Annotated in this window: 16 protein-coding genes; 5 read left to right on the plus strand and 11 right to left on the minus strand. The window is 66.4% G+C overall.

Features of this window, described 5'->3' with window-relative positions; genetic code table 11:
- Nucleotides 1-3: 3 nt before the first annotated feature.
- From C454_RS05885 to ahaH, 7 genes are all read right to left on the minus strand, one after another.
- The gene (locus C454_RS05885; RefSeq protein WP_004973639.1) at nucleotides 4-1,764 is read right to left on the minus strand and encodes an ATP synthase subunit A; all 1,761 of its coding nucleotides are present in this window, start codon (nucleotides 1,762-1,764) and stop codon (nucleotides 4-6) included.
- 6 nt (nucleotides 1,765-1,770) lie between these two features.
- Entirely contained in the window at nucleotides 1,771-2,091 is a 321-nt protein-coding gene (locus C454_RS05890) for a V-type ATP synthase subunit F (RefSeq protein WP_004044608.1), read from the minus strand.
- Complete coding sequence (locus C454_RS05895; protein WP_004973640.1) at nucleotides 2,088-3,134, minus strand: V-type ATP synthase subunit C; 1,047 nt, start codon at nucleotides 3,132-3,134, stop codon at nucleotides 2,088-2,090. The genes C454_RS05890 and C454_RS05895 overlap by 4 nt, the downstream gene beginning before the upstream one ends.
- The gene (locus C454_RS05900; protein ID WP_004973643.1) at nucleotides 3,131-3,715 is read right to left on the minus strand and encodes a V-type ATP synthase subunit E; all 585 of its coding nucleotides are present in this window, start codon (nucleotides 3,713-3,715) and stop codon (nucleotides 3,131-3,133) included. The genes C454_RS05895 and C454_RS05900 overlap by 4 nt, the downstream gene beginning before the upstream one ends.
- A 21-nt stretch (nucleotides 3,716-3,736) precedes the next feature.
- On the minus strand, nucleotides 3,737-3,994 hold the full coding sequence (locus tag C454_RS05905; protein ID WP_004973645.1) for a F0F1 ATP synthase subunit C: 258 nt from the start codon (nucleotides 3,992-3,994) through the stop codon (nucleotides 3,737-3,739).
- 171 nt (nucleotides 3,995-4,165) lie between these two features.
- The gene (locus C454_RS05910) at nucleotides 4,166-6,376 is read right to left on the minus strand and encodes a V-type ATP synthase subunit I (protein ID WP_004973647.1); all 2,211 of its coding nucleotides are present in this window, start codon (nucleotides 6,374-6,376) and stop codon (nucleotides 4,166-4,168) included.
- The gene (gene ahaH, locus C454_RS05915) at nucleotides 6,363-6,695 is read right to left on the minus strand and encodes an ATP synthase archaeal subunit H (protein WP_004973649.1); all 333 of its coding nucleotides are present in this window, start codon (nucleotides 6,693-6,695) and stop codon (nucleotides 6,363-6,365) included. The genes C454_RS05910 and ahaH overlap by 14 nt, the downstream gene beginning before the upstream one ends.
- A gap of 156 nt (nucleotides 6,696-6,851) precedes the next feature.
- On the opposite strand from ahaH, the gene C454_RS05920 reads away from it, so the two are divergent.
- On the plus strand, nucleotides 6,852-7,475 hold the full coding sequence (locus tag C454_RS05920; protein WP_004973651.1) for a methyltransferase domain-containing protein: 624 nt from the start codon (nucleotides 6,852-6,854) through the stop codon (nucleotides 7,473-7,475).
- A 49-nt stretch (nucleotides 7,476-7,524) separates the two neighbouring features.
- Here the strand turns inward: C454_RS05920 and C454_RS05925 are convergent, their stop codons facing one another.
- The gene (locus C454_RS05925; RefSeq protein WP_004973653.1) at nucleotides 7,525-8,007 is read right to left on the minus strand and encodes a type IV pilin; all 483 of its coding nucleotides are present in this window, start codon (nucleotides 8,005-8,007) and stop codon (nucleotides 7,525-7,527) included.
- 39 nt (nucleotides 8,008-8,046) lie between these two features.
- Nucleotides 8,047-9,414, minus strand: a complete 1,368-nt coding sequence (locus C454_RS05930) for a DUF7094 domain-containing protein (RefSeq protein WP_049904987.1) — start codon at nucleotides 9,412-9,414, stop codon at nucleotides 8,047-8,049.
- Between the two features lie 144 nt (nucleotides 9,415-9,558).
- Here C454_RS05930 and C454_RS05935 point away from each other — a divergent pair, with 144 nt between their 5' ends.
- The 4 genes from C454_RS05935 (at nucleotide 9,559) to C454_RS05950 (ending at nucleotide 13,555) form a co-directional block, all read left to right on the plus strand.
- Nucleotides 9,559-10,749, plus strand: coding sequence for a helix-turn-helix transcriptional regulator (locus C454_RS05935; RefSeq protein ID WP_004973657.1), 1,191 nt, complete (start codon nucleotides 9,559-9,561; stop codon nucleotides 10,747-10,749).
- A gap of 69 nt (nucleotides 10,750-10,818) precedes the next feature.
- Entirely contained in the window at nucleotides 10,819-11,616 is a 798-nt protein-coding gene (locus C454_RS05940) for an electron transfer flavoprotein subunit beta/FixA family protein (RefSeq protein WP_004973659.1), read from the plus strand.
- Complete coding sequence (locus C454_RS05945) at nucleotides 11,613-12,566, plus strand: electron transfer flavoprotein subunit alpha/FixB family protein (protein ID WP_004973661.1); 954 nt, start codon at nucleotides 11,613-11,615, stop codon at nucleotides 12,564-12,566. Before C454_RS05940 ends, C454_RS05945 begins: the two co-directional genes overlap by 4 nt.
- Before the next feature lie 146 nt (nucleotides 12,567-12,712).
- On the plus strand, nucleotides 12,713-13,555 hold the full coding sequence (locus C454_RS05950) for a polyprenyl synthetase family protein (RefSeq protein ID WP_004973663.1): 843 nt from the start codon (nucleotides 12,713-12,715) through the stop codon (nucleotides 13,553-13,555).
- A gap of 78 nt (nucleotides 13,556-13,633) precedes the next feature.
- On the opposite strand, the gene C454_RS05955 is transcribed toward C454_RS05950, so the two are convergent.
- Both C454_RS05955 and C454_RS05960 read right to left on the minus strand, forming a co-directional pair.
- A complete protein-coding gene (locus C454_RS05955; RefSeq protein WP_004973664.1) occupies nucleotides 13,634-14,767 on the minus strand; it encodes a DUF373 family protein in 1,134 nt (377 codons plus the stop codon).
- Nucleotides 14,768-14,896: 129 nt separating this feature from the next.
- Entirely contained in the window at nucleotides 14,897-16,792 is a 1,896-nt protein-coding gene (locus C454_RS05960) for a PAS domain S-box protein (RefSeq protein WP_004973665.1), read from the minus strand.
- Nucleotides 16,793-16,867 lie beyond the last annotated feature (75 nt).

Consider the following 16,867-nt stretch of genomic DNA (forward strand, 5'->3'; position numbering starts at 1 on the left):
GTCTCAGTACAGCTCGCGGAGCTGCTCGGTGATCTCTGCTTTGAGGTCCTCGATGTACGCCTCCCAGTCTTCCTGCACACCGATGCGGTTCAGACGGGGAGCCGCCTCGATGGCCTGAATCTCTTCGACGGGGACGCCGGCTTCGAGCGCCTTGAACGCCTCGTCGTTGAACGCGTGGATGGCGGTGAGGATACCGTACGTCTTCTCGGGGGAGCAGTACGTGTCCGTCGGGTGGAACGCGTTCTGCTGGAGGTACGCCTCGCGGAGGTAGCGAGCGATTTCGAGGGTCAGCTGCTGGTCCTCCGGCAGGGCGTCCTTACCGACGAGCTGAACGATTTCCTGCAGTTCGTTCTCCTCGTCGAGCACGTCGACGGCCCACTGGCGCTCTTCGGCCCAGTCGTCCTCGACGTTCTCGACGAACCACGGGTCGAGCTGCTCTTGGTAGAGCGAGTACGACTCGTTCCAGTTGATCGCCGGGAAGTGACGGCGCTCTGCGAGGTCCGCGTCGAGCGCCCAGAACGTCTTCACGATACGCAGGGTGTTCTGCGTGACCGGCTCGGAGAAGTCGCCGCCCGGCGGCGAAACCGCGCCGATGACGGAGACGGAACCTTCCTCGCCGTTGACGGTCGTGAAGTAGCCGGCGCGCTCGTAGAACTCGGAGAGACGCGCGGCGAGGTACGCGGGGTACCCCTCTTCGCCGGGCATCTCTTCGAGACGCGAGGAAATCTCGCGCATGGCCTCGGCCCACCGGGAGGTGGAGTCGGCCATCAGCGCGACGTCGTATCCCATGTCGCGGTAGTACTCCGCGATGGTGATGCCGGTGTAGATACAGGACTCGCGGGCCGCCACGGGCATGTTGGACGTGTTCGCGATGAGGCACGTCCGAGCCATGAGCGGGTTGCCGGTCTTCGGGTCGTCGAGTTCCGGGAAGTCCTCGATAACCTCGGTCATCTCGTTACCGCGCTCGCCACAGCCGACGTAGACGACGATGTCCGCGTCGGCCCACTTGGCGAGCTGGTGCTGGGTGACCGTCTTCCCGGACCCGAACGGACCCGGAATCGCGGCCGTTCCGCCCTTCGCGATGGGGAACAGACCGTCGAGGATGCGCTGCCCCGAGACGAGCGGTTCGCGCGGGGTCTTCTTCTCCGCGGCGGGACGCGCCTGACGCACCGGCCACTCCTGGTGCATCGTGATCTCCTCGCCGTTGTCGAGTTCGACGACCGTCTCGGTGACGGAGAACTCGCCTTCCTCGACGGCGACGACCTCGCCGCCCTCGAAGTCCGGCGGGACCATGACCTTGTGTTCGATGGTCACGGTCTCGGGGACCGTTCCCACGACGTCGCCGGAGGCGACCTCGTCGCCCTCGGAGACGGTGGGTTCGAACTCCCACTTCTTTTCGAGGTCGATACCCGGCGCGTCGACACCGCGGTCGAGGAACGCCGAGTTCATCTTCTCCTCCAGCACGTCCAGGGGGCGCTGCACGCCGTCGTAGATGGCGTCCATCATCCCCGGACCGAGGTCGACGGTCAGCGGTTCGCCCGTACTCTCGACGGGTTCGCCGGGACCGACACCGGAGGTCTCTTCGTACACCTGAATAGTCGTGAGGTCGCCCTCGATTTCGATGACCTCGCCCATTAGGCCTTCGTCGCCGACGTAGACGACGTCGTTCATGCGGGCGTCGAGGCCACGGGCGGTCACGACCGGACCACTCACGCTTGCGATGACTCCGTCCTCGCGAACGGAATCTTGTGTTGCCTGACTCATGTTTGGTTATTCGTCCATCAGATCGATACCGATTGCTCTCTTGATCTGGTCACGGAGGCCGCTCGCGCCGCCGGAACCGCCGAGCGTCACGAGCGTCGGCTCGATGCTGCGCTCGACCGACTGCCGGGCGTTGCGCGAGAGGTGGTCGAGGTCGTCTTCGTGCATCACGATGATGCCGACGTCCTCGTCCTCCAGCGTTCGCGTCACGGCTTCGTCGAGTTCGTCGTCCTTCGCTTCGTCCGGGACGTTCTCGAACTTGCGGACGCCCGCAAGCCGAAAGCCCGTGGTGAAGTCCGGACTGCCGATAACTGCGATTTCCTGGCTCATAGGATGACCAGCTCCTCTTCTATTGCATCGGGGTCCAGCCCGGCCTCGCGGCCGCGGGCGATGGCCCGGATGTTGTCGACCTCGCGCTCCTTGGCGAGGATGTACGAGACGATTGGCGTGACGGAAAGCGGGAACACGTAACCGAGCGTGTCCGCGTACTCCAAGAGCGCCGCGTCGAGGGCGCGCTCGAAGCCGATGAGGCTGTCGGCCTCTTCGAGGTCCGAAAGGGCCGTCGAGAGGCGGTCGCCGTACCGGCTGTCACGAATCTTCGACACCAGCTCGTCCGGGCTGGTCGCCAGCGACGCGAGCTCCGACGCGCGGAACAGCGTGCCGCCCTCGATGAAGTAGTCGACGGGGTCGAGGTCGGCACCGCTGCGAGCGATGCGGAGCGCGTTGCGAGCGTTTCGGAAGTCGATTTCGGCTTCGAGGAACTCGCGGTACTGCTTTGCCTCTTCGCCGACGACCAGACCCTCGAGCAGCTGCTCGTAGAAGGCGCGGTCGACCGCGTTCTCCAGGGGGACGAGGACGCCGACTTCCTCGTACTCCTCGTAGGCGGCCGCGAGGCCGTCGCCGAAGATGGTACCGGAGAGGATGTTGACGACCTCCTCCATCTCGCCTGCGTCGAGCAGCCGCGAGAAGAGCCGGTCGTCGAACTCGCCGGCGCGGATGAGATCGGATTCGACCTCCTCGCGAGATGCGCCGGAGTAAATGCCGCGGATAATCGTCTTCACGTTCCACGCGTCGAACTTCCGGAGGTACCGCGCGATGAGGTCGTAGAGGCGGCCGTCTGCCCAGTCGAGGATATCGTTGAACTGCTTCGCCAGATTCTGGTTCAGCGCGTACTCGATGAGGTCGACGCCGGAAAAACGGCTGCCGAGCGCGTTGACCTCGGTTTCGTACTCCGATTCCTCCATGAACCGAGCGATTTCGGCCGGTCCCATGCGGACCAGTTTGCGGTACTCCTCGTCGCCGAACAGGGCACTACGTCGCGCTCGAACGCGAGCGATGACGTATTCGGGATTCGAGCCGCCTGTAGTGCTCATTGGTCGTCGAACAGTCGCGCACTCACTTCCTTCAGATTGTCCTCCCAGACTGTGTCGAGGACCGAGTCGAAGGTGTTGTTCACCCGGACGCGCGAGTTCGAGCCCTCGACCACGACGCCACCGAGGCAGTCGCGCTCGCCGGCGAACTCGTAGCCGTCGTAGTCTTCGAGGATGCTCGAAAGCAGGTCCTCGTCGTCGGCACGGCCGTAGACGGAGACTTCGTCTTCGTCTTCGAACTCGACCGACGCCGCGTCGAGCAGCGAGCGGGTGAGCTCTTCGCGACGGTCGCCTTCCAGCTCGGCGAGCTCGCTTTCGACCTGCTCGCGGACGCGCTGGAGCACGTCACGACGGGCGCTGAGTCGAGCCTGCTTGGCTTCGAGTTTCGCGCTGGAGAGCGCCTGTTCGCGCTCCCGTTCGAGTTGTTGCTCGACGTCCGCCTTCCGCGATTCGAGGAGTTCTTCGGCGTCGGCCTCGGCCTCGGCGACGATTTCGTCCGCCTGATCCTGGCCGTCCTGCCTGATGTCCTCTGCGCGTGCGCGGGCTTCGTCTCGGATGTCCTCAACGACGTTGTCCAAACTCATAATGGGAAAGAGAGGGGGTGCTTAGGCCGCGAAGACAACGACCAGTGCGAGGATAACGAGGGTCTCGGGGAGAACCGTAAGGACCAGCCCGTTAACGAAGAGGTCCTCGTCTTCCGCGATGGCGCCCATCGCAGCGGAACCGATGCCACGCTCCGCATAGCCTGCGGCGAAGGCGGCGATACCGACGGAGAGGGCCGCCGCAGCGTCGGCGGTGATAGCGGGCGAGGAAGCGGTTTCATTCTGCAGTGCAGTCATGAGGGGTTCAATTGCTTCAATCATTGTGTGTTCCTGAGTACCGGATTGTCGTCTCCGAACGTCTGCATGTGGCGTCAGCCGTATCATAAAGGTTCCCAAAACGTCTGGACGGTCTGTCTACGACGGCGGAATCGTCGTCATTGCAAAAGCGGCCGCTCCGAGCGAACGAAGTCAAAGAAGAATCGCCGGAGAGGGTTAGTCTTCGGTCGTGAACTCGCGGTCGTACCCGAACGGGTTGTACTCGCGGCCGCCGCCCTCGAAGAACTTGTTGAAGAACTCGACGTACTCGAGACGCACGGCCTGTAGGCCGGCGCTCGTGACGCCGAGCGCGAGGACGACCAGGTGACCGACGACGAGGACGAGCAGTCCGCCCACGACGCCCGCGGCACCCGTGTGGAAGATGCCGCCGAACAGGACCTCGGTCACTTCGTAGCCGTGGTAACTCAGCGTTTCACCCGCGCCGAGTGCCGCCACCGCGGCGGAGTCGGGCATCCCGCCGAGCCCGAAGTGCCAGCCGCCGTGGTCGTCGACGTACACGCCGAAGACGAGCAGGTTGACGGCGAACGCCATCGACGCCTTCGCGATGAGGACCGCGCCGAGACGCGTGTACGACAGGACGTTCGAAAGCGGGGCGGCGAACTCGACGAGTTCGGCCAGTTCGGCCATCCCGAGGAGCACCGCGCCGAGGATGTACATCCCGAAGCCGGCCCAGCCGACGATGAACGAGAAGCCGGAGAAGCCGAGCGGGATGAGCCCGTCAGCCGCGAACGTGGTGAACAGGAACTCCGGCGGCACGCCACCGAGCGCGTCGCTGAAGATCCAGATCCACAGGCCGTTCAGCATGAGGATCCACGAACCGCTTTCGAGGACTGCGTCCTTCGCGCCGTGGAGTTCGTAGTTCTCGAAGAAGTCGAGGATGTACCCCACGTTGACGTGGAAGATACCGACGGCGACGCTCACGGTGAGCCAACCGAGGGCCCACTCAGAGGTGGCCGGCGACAGTCCCTTCTCGATGGGCGGGTGCGACATCCCGAGCACGCCTTCCCAGAAGTACTCGGTGATGAGGTGGAAGCCGAATATCTCGCCGTAGAGGATGCCGAACAACGTCGTGAACAGCCCCGCGGCGATGGTGACGCCACCCATGCTCTTGATCGCGCCGTCATCGAACTTCGAGTAGAGGAAGAAGCCGATGGCGGTGTAGATGACACCGTACCCGAGGTCACCGATCATGAACCCGAAGAACGTCGGGAACGTCAGGAACAGGATGATGGTCGGGTCGAACTCGTAGTAGCTCGGGCGATTGACCGCCTGAACGAGGATTTCGAACGGCTTGACTGCGCCGCTGTTCTTCTGGACGACCGGCGGGTCGTCGCTGGACATCGAGACGGTTCCGCCGTCGGTGGCGGCGACCGTGCCACCACTCTCGGCGACATCCTCGCGCGCGTGGTCGTGCCCGTCACGCGAGAACTCGGCGCGTTCGAGCTCCTCGACCGCGACGTGCTCGCCGACCTCGTCTTTGAGCGTGCTCGCGAACGTGTTGTACCGCTCGCTCGGAATCCAGCCCTCGGCGACGAAGGCGTTCTCCGTCGTCGCGAACGAGAGCGGTGCTTCCGTCTTCTGGACGTCGATTGCGAGGCGCTCTTCGGCGGCGAGGAGGAACTCGCCCTCCTCGACGGCGATGTCGTGAAGCTCGGACTCGACGGTCTCGAGCTTCGACTCGATTTCGCGCTTCTGCTGTTCGAGGTTGCGGATGTGCTCTTCGGGGCTTCCCGAGGCGTCCGGGACTTCGAGCGTGGCGAACTCGACGCCGACGAGCGCGTCGGCGAGCGCCATCTCGTCGGCACCGTCGACCGGGCGGCCGAAGATGGCGTGCGTTCGCTCGCCCGAGAAGATCTCGTAAGCGTTGATCTCGTCGGCGTCGACGACGGCGCGCTCGACGGGTTCGACCTTCCCCTGTCCGACGACGACCTGCAGCGTCTCGTACCCCGAAAGCAGGTCGAGGTCGAGCCCGAGGTCGACGAACGGCTCCATCGCGTCGATTTCTTCGTCCACCGCGCGGAGCTCGTTTTCGAGCTCTGAGCGGCGGTCGTCCAGTTCGTTGACCTCGGCTCGAATCTCTTCGAGGGGCTCGCCGAGCGCGTCGTCGGGGACGATGCGCTGCCGGCCGGAGTCGGTGTCTTCGACCCCGAGGATGCTCTTGAGCGAGCGGACGGTGACGAGCTTGTCGGACGCGCTCTCGGCGCCTTCGATGGGCGACCCCGTCTCGAATCCGAACTCCTCCTGCCACGAGCCGTCGTATTCGGTGACGTGCAGCAGTCGGAGGTCGTGGACAGCCTCGATGACCTCGGGCATGACGCCCTTGGAACCGGTCACCGAGACCTTGCTCATCTGCTCAGGTCTGAGCATCAACCGCCTCCTCGAATTTGCCGATGGCGAATTCGACCGCGTCGTCGATGTGGTCTTCCGCCTCGGCAACCAATTCGTCGCGGGCGTCCTCGCCTTCTTCGAGGATGCGTTCCCGCTCCGTCTCTATTTCCGCGCGTCCCTCCTGTAGACGCTCGGATTCGAGCTCTGCGGCCTCTTCTTCGGCCTCGGAGCGAATCTCATCGGCTTCGCGACGCGCCTCCGCGACGAGCTCCTCACGTTTGGCCTCGGCCTCTTCAACGATGTCGTCGGCCTCCTGCTCGGCCGTTTTGATTCGTTCGAGAACCTCTTGTCTCGGCATACTCGTATCACAGGAACGTTGCACAAGCGCTGTATAAGGTGTTTGCGGAAAGTCTGTGACAGACGCTCGGGGAACGCGGCGGTTTACCCCCCCGTGAACGCCGACCGGCGCGGCGAATCCGCACCGTTATCATCGGTGAGTCCTAATCCCGGCGCGATGGGAGTCCTCGAAAACAAAGCGCGGGCCCGCCTGTTCTACAAGTACCTCTCGAAGGTGTACGACCGGGTGAACCCGTTCATCTGGAACGAGGAGATGCGCGACGAGGCGCTGGAGATGCTCGACATCCAGCAGGGCGACCGCGTCCTCGACGTGGGCTGTGGCACCGGCTTCGGAACCGAGGGACTGCTCCGCTACACCGACGACGTCCACGGCCTCGACCAGAGCATCCACCAGATGCAGAAGGCGTGGGAGAAGTTCGGCAAGAACGACGAGGTCAGGTTCTATCGCGGGGACGCGGAGCGGCTCCCCTTCGCCGACGACTCCTTCGACGTCATCTGGTCGTCCGGCTCCATCGAGTACTGGCCGAACCCGGTCACCGCGCTCGAGGAGTTCCGACGCGTGGTGAAGCCGGGGAGCAAAGTCCTCGTCGTCGGTCCCGACGACCCGAAATCCGGCGTCTTCCAGAAGTTGGCGGACGCCATCATGCTGTTCTACGACGAGGAGGAGGCCGACCGAATGTTCGAGGCCGCCGGCTTCGTCGACATCGAACACCACATCCTCCAGCGCCAGCCCGGCAGTCCGCGGGCCATCGTGACCATCGCGCGCGCACCAGAGGAATAAATCGCGACCGCCGCGTTCGACTCGGACGCTCGTTTTCGTCACCCCTGACTCACGACGCGCTCGCTTCGAGCGCCGCGACCGGCGTCTCCCCGTCGAAGACGCGGACGGTTACCGTCGCGCCGAGTTCGATGTCCGGGTCGTTCGTCCCCGCGAGTTCGAGCGTCGCCGTCTCGCCCGCGGTCCACCGGGAGTCGGCCGCGGCGTTGAACGGACCGGTCGGTCCGGGACGGAACCCGCTGGCCGAGAAGAACGGCACGGGCGGTTGGTGGGCGAGCGGCTCTCCGTCCACGGAGATTCGAATCGCGAGTGACTCCACGTCGAGTGGCGCGCCCCCCTCGTGGGTCAGCGACAGCGTGTCGCCCGAGACCGCGAGCGACAGCGCCGTCGGCCGGGTCGGCGTCGGCGAGGAGTCGGCCGCGTCGAACGCCGCCGCGCCGACGGCGGCCGCGACGACGACCACGAGACCGATGAGGAGCACGCTCCCGAGGAGCACGGACGAGCCGCGAGTCGAGCGGCGGAACTGACGGGACATCGAGACGGGGTGGCCCCGTCATGGGATAAGAAGCTCCGGTCAGATGACCGCCGGCGGACCGGGCGGTGCGCCCTCCGAACCGACCGACGCGGAACTCGTCGACTCGGTCGGCGTCGAGGTCATCATCGCGGCGCTGTCGTTCGCCTCCGCGGTCGTGTTCATGACGAGGTCGGGCATCGGCGTCGGTGAAGTGGTGAGCACGACCGCCGAGTTGCCCTTAATCACCGTAATGGTGTAGGGGGACGACGGCGAGACGGTCCAGAGCGTCCCGTCGGTGCCGGTGTGGCCGAGAAGCGTGCTCTCTTGGCTGGCTTCGAGCCCGATGGTGACGTTCGCGTCTACCGGGTCGTCGCTCCCGCTTTCGTTCAGCTGGATTCGGAGCGGTCCGCCGGGGTAGGTCCGGTCGACAGTGAGCGCGAGGCCGTCTTTGACCTCGGTCGCGACGGCCCCGGTCGCAATCGAACCGAGGGGGCGGGTCTGCGATTCCTTGAACACCCGCCCGCTCCCGGCGTCGACGTAGGCGGTCAACTGACCGCGGTCGTAGTTGATTCGCACGCGGTGGCTGTCACCGGCGCTGATGACGTTGGTCCCGTTCTGCGCGGCGCGGCTCGAGTAGATGGTGGGGTAGCTCTCCGCGACGATGTCGAGCGCCTCCTCGTAGGAGACCGTGCTCTGGTCGCGGTTGCGGAGCCCGGCGCGGTAGGCCTCGCGGACGTACTCTCCGTCAGCTACGACGCCGAGGACGACGCCCGTCTCGCTCGTTCGGACGGAGAACCGCGCGGCATCGGACTCACCGGTCATGACCAAGACGGCGTACTTTCGGACGGGACCGGTGAACGTGTCGAGTTCGCGTTCGAGCGCCGCGAGCCGGCCGGAGTTGATAGAGAAGTCCGGCGTCTCGGTGGCGAGTTCCCGGAGGGCGACGCGTCGCTCGTTGAGGCCGCGGGCCTCGGCGTCGATTCGCGCGAGTTCGACGAGGAGTTCGCGCGCGGTGAGCTCCCCCGCGTTGAACTGTTCGACTGCGGAGCGCTGTGCGCTTTGCAGCGCAATCGCGCGCTGCTCGATGCTGTTTATCTCGTCGAGAATGAGCTGTTGGCGGGTGCTGTCGTCGCCCGCGGACTCGATACGCTCGATCGACGCGCGCGACTGAACCTCGACGCTGGCATCGAGGCCGGCGAAGCCGAGGGACGGGCCGAGGTCGACATGGGCGGGCTCGACGGTCGCTCGAACCAGTTGCGACGACGGGATATCGAGGACGTGAATCGTCTCGTTGGACGGGGACTGGACCTGCGCGGGGGCCGGCTCGTCGAGAGCCGTCGCTTGGGCCGAGCCGTCCGCGGGACCGACCGCGCCGAGAACCGGCGACGCCACCAAGAGCATGACGACGACGAGCGGGAGGGCCTTCATCGCCGTGAGGGTACACGGTGCCGGTACTAAAATGACCCTCTTGACGCCGTCGTCCCCACGAGCCACGGGAGTCGGCCTCGGCGGCGTATGACGCTGTTGAGTCGATGGAAAGCGTTTTCATCGCCGGATGAAACGGATTTACGTATGCGGAGCGCCGCCCTCATCGTTGCCCTCCTCACCATCGTCTCCGGCGTCGCAGTCCCGGCGGCGGCCACAGATATGACTGCGGTTGGCGCTCACGGCGTTGACGCGGCAGTCGACGATTCCGGAGTCGGCGATTTCGGTACCGACTCTCGCTCGCAAGCGCCCGCCGCCCTCGGCCGCGCACCGCTCGTCACCCAGCAGACGAGTCTCGAACGGTCGCCGCGGACGGAGATATCGATTCGAGTTCGCGACGACCGCTCGGCGGACTGGCGCATCGAGATGCGCTACGAGCTCGAGACGCGAAACGAGACCGCGGCGTTCGAAGAGTTCGCACAGGAGTACGAGCAGGGAACCACCGACGTCGGCCCCGACGCCGCCTTCTTTCAGCGCGTCAGCCAGACGGCCGCCGAGCAGACCGGTCGGTCGATGACCGTCCGGAACGCGACGACGACGGGGTACGTCGAAAACGGGACCGGCGTCCTCGTGTTGAGGTTCACGTGGACGAACTTCGCGGAACAGACCGACGAAGGGCTGCGCGTCGGTGACGCCTTCTCGGCCGGCGGCGGCGAGACGTGGGTCACCTCCCTGCAGTCGAACCAGAACCTCACGATTCAGACGCCCCCGGGCTACGCCGTCAGCGACACGGACATCCCGCTGGAGAACAACGCCGTCGTCGCCGAGGGACCGCGGACGTTCGAGTCGACCGAGCAACTAAGCGTGAGTTACGTTTCCACAGGGTCGGACGGAGCCATCCCGTGGACGCTCGTCGGTGGCGGTGCCATCGTCTTCTTGGTGCTCGTGGCGGGTGTCGTCCTGTTCACCCGGCGGCGACCGGGCGACGCGGACGCGGTCGAACCGTCGGCATCGACGCCCACGCGGCGTCAGGAGCCGACGCCGGAACCATCCGACGAACTCGGCACCGACGGAGAGGTTGACGACGACGGCGAAGCAGGCGAAGCGCCCGACGATGTCGACCTCGACTTACTCTCGGACGAAGAGCGGGTCGAACTCCTCTTGGAACGGAGCGGCGGGCGGATGAAGCAGGCGAACATCGTCAAGGAGACCGGCTGGTCCGACGCCAAAGTCTCGCAGCTCCTGTCGGCGATGGCCGACGAGGGGCGCGTCGAGAAACTGCGCCTCGGCCGCGAGAACCTCATCTCGCTCCCCGACGAGGACGAAGACGAGGAGTAATCGGGCGACGGCGTCGCCGACGACCGCGGTGCGAAAACGTTTATTCTCCCCGGTCGGTAGTGAACGTTGATGAAAGTTCTCGTAACCGTCAAGGAGGTCGCCGAGGTCGAAGAGGACTTCGAGCTCGACGGGCTCCGCGTGGCGGACCAGTACCTCGACTACGACCTCAACGAGTGGGACGAGTACGCGGTCGAGGAAGCCGTCCAAATCGCCGAGGAGAGCGACGACGACGTGGAGGTCGTCGCCGTTACCATCGGCCCCGAGCGGTCCGAAGAGACCATCCGCATGGCGCTCGCCAAGGGTGTCGACCGCGCGGTCCGCGTGTGGGACGACGCGCTCGACGGCGTGGACCTGCTCGACGTGGGCGCGAAGACGCGCCTGCTCTCGGCGGTCGTCGAGGAGGAAGACCCCGACCTCGTCCTGACGGGCGTGCAGGCGAACGACGACAGCTTCGGCGCGACCGGCGTCTCGCTCGCCTCGGCCATCGACTTCGAGTGGGCCGCGGTCGTGAACGCGCTCGACCTCGACGCCGACGGCGGCGTGGCGAACGTCCGCCGCGAACTCGAAGGCGGCGTGGAGGAGCTCACCGAGGTGGACCTGCCCGCGGTCCTCACTATCCAGACGGGTATCAACGAGCCCCGCTACGCGAGCCTGCGCGGGATTCGGCAGGCCCAGTCGAAGGAGATCAAGCCGCTCGCGCTCTCCGACCTCGGCCTCGACGCCGCGGCGGTCGAGTCCGACCTCGTCCTGACCGACGTGTACGAGCCGGAGACCGAGTCCGACGCGACCTACTTCGAGGGTGACGCCGGGGAGCAGGCCGCCGACCTTGCGACCGTCCTCCGCGAGAAGGGGGTGGGCGCGCAATGAGCGACGTGCTCGCCGTCGTCGAGCACCGCCGCGGAAGCCCCCGCGACGTGTCGTTCGAACTCGTGACGGCCGGCGCCGACCTCGTCGGCGACACCGGCGGCGACCTCCACCTCGCGGTCATCGGCGGCGACGTGGACGCCTTCGCCGAGGCGCTCTCGCTCGCCGGCGTGGACGCGATTCACACCGTCGCCGAGGGCGACGAGTTCAACCACGACGTGTACGTGCAGGCCGTCGAGGCCCTCTCCGAGGAGCTCGACCCCACGTACGTCCTCATGGGCAACACGGTCAACGGCCTCGACTACGCCCCCGCGGTCGCGGAGCGCCTCGACCTCCCGCTCGTGACCGACGCCATCGGCCTCCAGAACGACGGCGGCCTCGTCGTCACCCGCGAGATGTACGCCTCGAAGGTCGAATCGACCGTCGAGGTCGACGCCGACCGCGCCGCGGTCACCGTCCGCCCCGGCGAGTGGGACGCCGCCGAGGAGCCGGGCGAGCCCGCGGTCGAGGCCTTCTCGTTCGACCTTGACGAGTCTCGCGTGCGCTCGCGAGTGACTGGCTTCGAGGAAGTCGGCAGCGGCGACGTGGACATCACCGACGCCGACGTGCTCGTCTCCGTCGGCCGCGGCATCGAAGAACAAGAGAACATTGAGCTCGTGCAGGAACTCGCCGACGCGCTCGGCGCGACGCTCTCGTCGTCGCGGCCCATCGTCGACAACGGCTGGCTCCCGAAGGACCGGCAGGTCGGCCAGTCCGGGAAGGTCGTCACGCCGAAGTTCTACATCGCAATCGGCATCTCCGGCGCCGTCCAGCACGTCGCCGGGATGAAGGGTGCCGAGAACATCGTCGCCATCAACACCGACCCCGACGCGCCAATCTTCGACATCGCCGACTACGGCATCGTCGGCGACCTCTTCGAAGTGGTTCCGGAGCTTATCGAGCAGTTCGAGTAAACGTTCAATCTTTTTGGTCCAGATTTTTGCGGACGCGAACTCCTGAGCGACGTCTCCGGGGCACGTGTTCTCTGAGCGCCGCACCCCAGTCGCGCGGTTTCTCCAAATCCGGTACGTACTTCCCTACCCAACCCTACGAACCGACAATGGAATACCTGGAGCGCCGGGTCACGATGGTAAACGACCGCCTCGAGGAGGTCGTCTCGGCGGTCGAGCCGTCGGAACTCGCCGACCAACTCGACCACGTCGCTCTCGCGGGGGGCAAGCGCGTCCGCCCCGCCGTGACCATCCTCGCCTGCGAGGCCGTCGGTGGCACCCCCGAGGACGCCGTCGACTTCGCGGTCGGCGTCGAACTCGTCCACAACGCCTCGCTCGTCGTCGACGACATCATCGACCGGTCCGACATCCGCCGCGGCACGCCCAGCGCGTGGGCCGAGTACGGCTACGGCCCGGCAATCATCGCCTCCGACGGCCTGCTCGGCGAGGCGTTCGCCCTCCTCTCGTCGTCCGACCGCGCCACCCGCATCGTCGCCGAATCGATGGTCGAACTCGGCGAGGGCGAGGCGACCGAACTCGTCGCGGTCCCGTCCAACGAAGCCGAGTACATGCAACTCGCCCACCGCAAGACGGGCGCGCTGTTCCGCGCCGCCGCCGAACTCGGCGCTGTCGCCGCCGGCGGCGACGCCCACGTCGTCGAGGCGTTCGGCGACTACGCGGCCCGCGTCGGCGTCGCCTTCCAGATTCGCGACGACGTGCTGGACGCCACGGCCGACGCCGAGGAACTCGGGAAGCCGACGGGACAGGACGCCGAGATGGGCCGGCCGTCGCTCGTACAGGTGACGGACCTGACCCCCGAGGAAGCGAACCGCCGGGCCCGACAGCAGGCCGACGAAGCGCTTTCGGCCCTCGACTCCTCGGGCGTCGAAGACTCGGAGCCGCTGGAGTACCTCCGCGACCTCGCGGAGTTCGTCATCGTCCGCGAGAGCTGACGGGGCGGCTTCGAGTTCGGCACCGACGACGCTGAAAACCGACAGAAAACGCCGAGCGGAGCGACCGCCCGCGACTGATTACGCGGGTTGCTCGCCGTCGCCGTCCGAGCCGGTCGGATAGCGCGACTCCGCCACCGCGAACGTGAGCGTGCTCAGCACACCGAGGAGCGTGCCGACCGTGAGCGCGACGGCGAGGCCGGGGAGGTAGAACTTCTGGACGCCGACGACGCCCTCGGGGAGGAAGAAGCCGGAGAGCGCGTAGAGCACGATGGCGATGGCGAACACGTAGAACGGCGCGTTGAGGTAGCGCCACTTGAACCGGTCGTGGAGGTACTCGTCTGTCACCTGCCCGAGGCTGCTCGTGATACCGGCGGCGGCGAACCACTCGACCGCGCCGTGGACGAGCGTCGCGAGGATGAGTCCCGGGGCGGGGTCGCCGCCGACGCTGTCGGAGACGGTTTCGAGGAGTTCGACCCCGCGGACGCCGCCGACGACGAGGAGCGCCGCGGCGGCGACGTAGGTGATGATAGTGACGCGACCGGCGTAGAGGACGTTGCGCGCACGGTTGGCCGCCTCGTCGACGGCGGATTCGAGGCCGAGCCCGCGGAACAGCGTGTACAGGCCGAGGAGCGCCGAGATGAGACCGAGGACGACCGCGCCGGGCACGTCGAAGAAGCTGGCGATGGTGACGAAGGGGTAGATGAGAAGCAGGATGCCGAGCGGGACGAGGATGGTCCCGCGGGTCTCGGGGTCGGCGAGCACCTGCTTCATCGTGTAGTACATCGATTCGAGGTTCTGGGCCTGTCTGACGACGACCCGACGGACCCCGTCGATGGGAACGCGAGAGCGGATGACCGGCAGGACCGACTCGTCCTGTGCGCCGTCGGTGATGACGATGGCGTGGACTGGCTCGCCGGTCGAGAGGCTCGCGAGGACGGTGTCAATCTCGTCGCCGATGGCGCGGTTCGCTTTCACGTCGCTTCCTTCCAACCCGGTGACCGCCGCGACCTCGACCTCCTCGTCTTCCGATTCGAGGAGTTCGTCGTGGACCTGAATGCCCTGAAAGAGGACGTTCACGTCGGAGTCCTCCGGGTCCGCGGTGGCCAGCGCCACCGCGGCGTCCTCGACGCGCTGTCGGCCGACGACGGGCGTCGAGAGACCCGTCTTGCGGCCGAGGTCGTCGTCGAGGTCGACACAGAGGACCAAGAGCATCGTTGACTCCTATGCCACGGGGATATATCTGCTTTCGGGGGCGCGGTCGCGGTGGCGCGGTCCGTCGGTCTCGCGGAGCGAGCGGGCGGTCGCCGGGGCGCGGTCGTCGTCCCCTTCGGTTCGCCCCGGTCAGTCGGTCGCGCCGGCCTCGCCGACGGGGTCGAAAAGCACCTCGAAGCGCGCCCCGGACCCGCCGTCGACGACCCGAATTACCCAGCCGTGGGAGTCGACAATCTGCCGGACGATGCCGAGTCCGAGGCCGTTTCCGTCGCCGTCTTTGGTGGAAAATCCCGAGTCGAAGACGTGGTCGCGAATCGACGCCGGGATGCCGGGGCCGTTGTCCTCGACGAAGAAGCCGCGGTGCGATGGGAGGGCACCGACGCGAATCACGAGCTCCGAGTCGTCGCTCGCGGTGGACGCGTCGTCAGGGTCGCTTCGGCCGTGCTGGAGCGCGTTCCGAAACAGGTTCTCGAAGAGCCGCGTCGCCCGGCTCTCGTCGGCTTCGACCACCGGGAGTTCGCCGACCTCACAGCGCACGTGGCCGGCGTTGGGCGAGCACATCTCCCACGCGGTTGCCGCGGCGTCCGCCAGCGAGACTTCCTCCGCGTCGAGGATAGAACGCCCGTCGCGGGCGAGAGAGAGCACGTCCTCGACCACGTCGGTGATGCGCTGGTGGGCGCGCTCGACGTAGTCGAGGTGGCTGCCGTCGTCGAGTTCGCGAGCGAGTTCGAGCCGGCCCTGCGCGACCGACAACGGTCCGCGGATGTCGTGTGAGAGGACGCGGGCGAAGGCGTCGAGCCGGGCGTTCTGCTGGGCGAGTTCGCGCTCGTGGCTGATGCGCTCCGTCAGGTCGGACATCACGCCGAGGATGTTCGTCACGTCGCCGTTCTCGTCGAGGAGTGGGACCGCGCGGGCGTTCGCCCAGCGGATGGTCTCGCTCCCCTCGGGGATGAACCGGAACTCGTACTCGTACTCGTACTGCTTGTCGACGCCGCCGTCTCGGATGTCGGCGAACATCTCGTCGATGGCTCGCCTCAGTTGGTCGCGGTCGTCGACGTGGACGAGTTCGAGGAACGAACGCGGGTCCTCGTAGAGGAGCGACACGTCTCGCCCCCAGACGCTCTCGAACTGGTCGTTGATGTAGACGATGTCCAGTTCGGTCGGCTCCGAGATGAACACCATGTCCGGGAGCGACGAGATTATCTGCCTGGTGAGGCGCTCGGAGCGCCTGAGGAGCCGTTCGGACTCCAGTCGGGCCGTGACGTCCATCGCGGTCCCGACGACGACGGACTCGCCGTCGACCACCGTCCGCTGACCGGTGATTTCCAGCGTCGTCTGCCCGCCGGTTCGGTCGCTGACGCGGACGGTGTACGACATCGATTCGACGCTTCCGTGTTCCCGGCTCTTCAGGCTCTCGTCGACGATGGCGCGGTCCTGCTCGACGATGAAGTCGGTGATTGGGCGGCCGACCACCTCGTCGGTGTCGTAGCCGAGCAGGTTCGAGAGGTACTCGTTGACGAACTCGATTCGGCCGTCGCGTATCACGTACAGGCCGACGAGCGACTGGTCGGCGATGACCCGGACCCACGCGTGCAGTTCGTCGAGTTCGGTCGACTGACGGGCCGCGGCGACCGCCTTCGAGATGCGGTAGGCGAGCACCGCGAGTTGAGCCTCTGTCGGCGGTTTCTCGACCACGTCGGCGACACCGGCGTCGAACGCCTCCCGTACGACGTCCACAGAGTCGAGCCTCGTGAACAGAATCACCGGCGGCGGGTTGGGTAACTCTCGGAGACGGAGCAGCGCGTCGAAGCCCGTGGAACCGTCGAACTCGAACTCGGTGACGATACAGTCGAACGGCGACTCGGCGTGCGCCTCGAGCGCCGCGACCGGGTCGTCGACCGCCGAGACCTCGAGACGGTCGCACGCCTCGAGCGCCGGAACCGTGTCTGCGACGGTTTCGGGGTCGTCGTCGACGAGAAGGACCCGGACCGGACCTTCAGCGTGGACGACGGGACCGAGAGACATGACATACTGTCAGTCATATACAACAATAACCGTACCGGCGGGCGGAACGGTTCCCGGGCAAAGTCGGACGCCTTT

This window comes from Haloferax gibbonsii ATCC 33959 (genome assembly GCF_000336775.1).
Taxonomy (GTDB): domain Archaea; phylum Halobacteriota; class Halobacteria; order Halobacteriales; family Haloferacaceae; genus Haloferax; species Haloferax gibbonsii.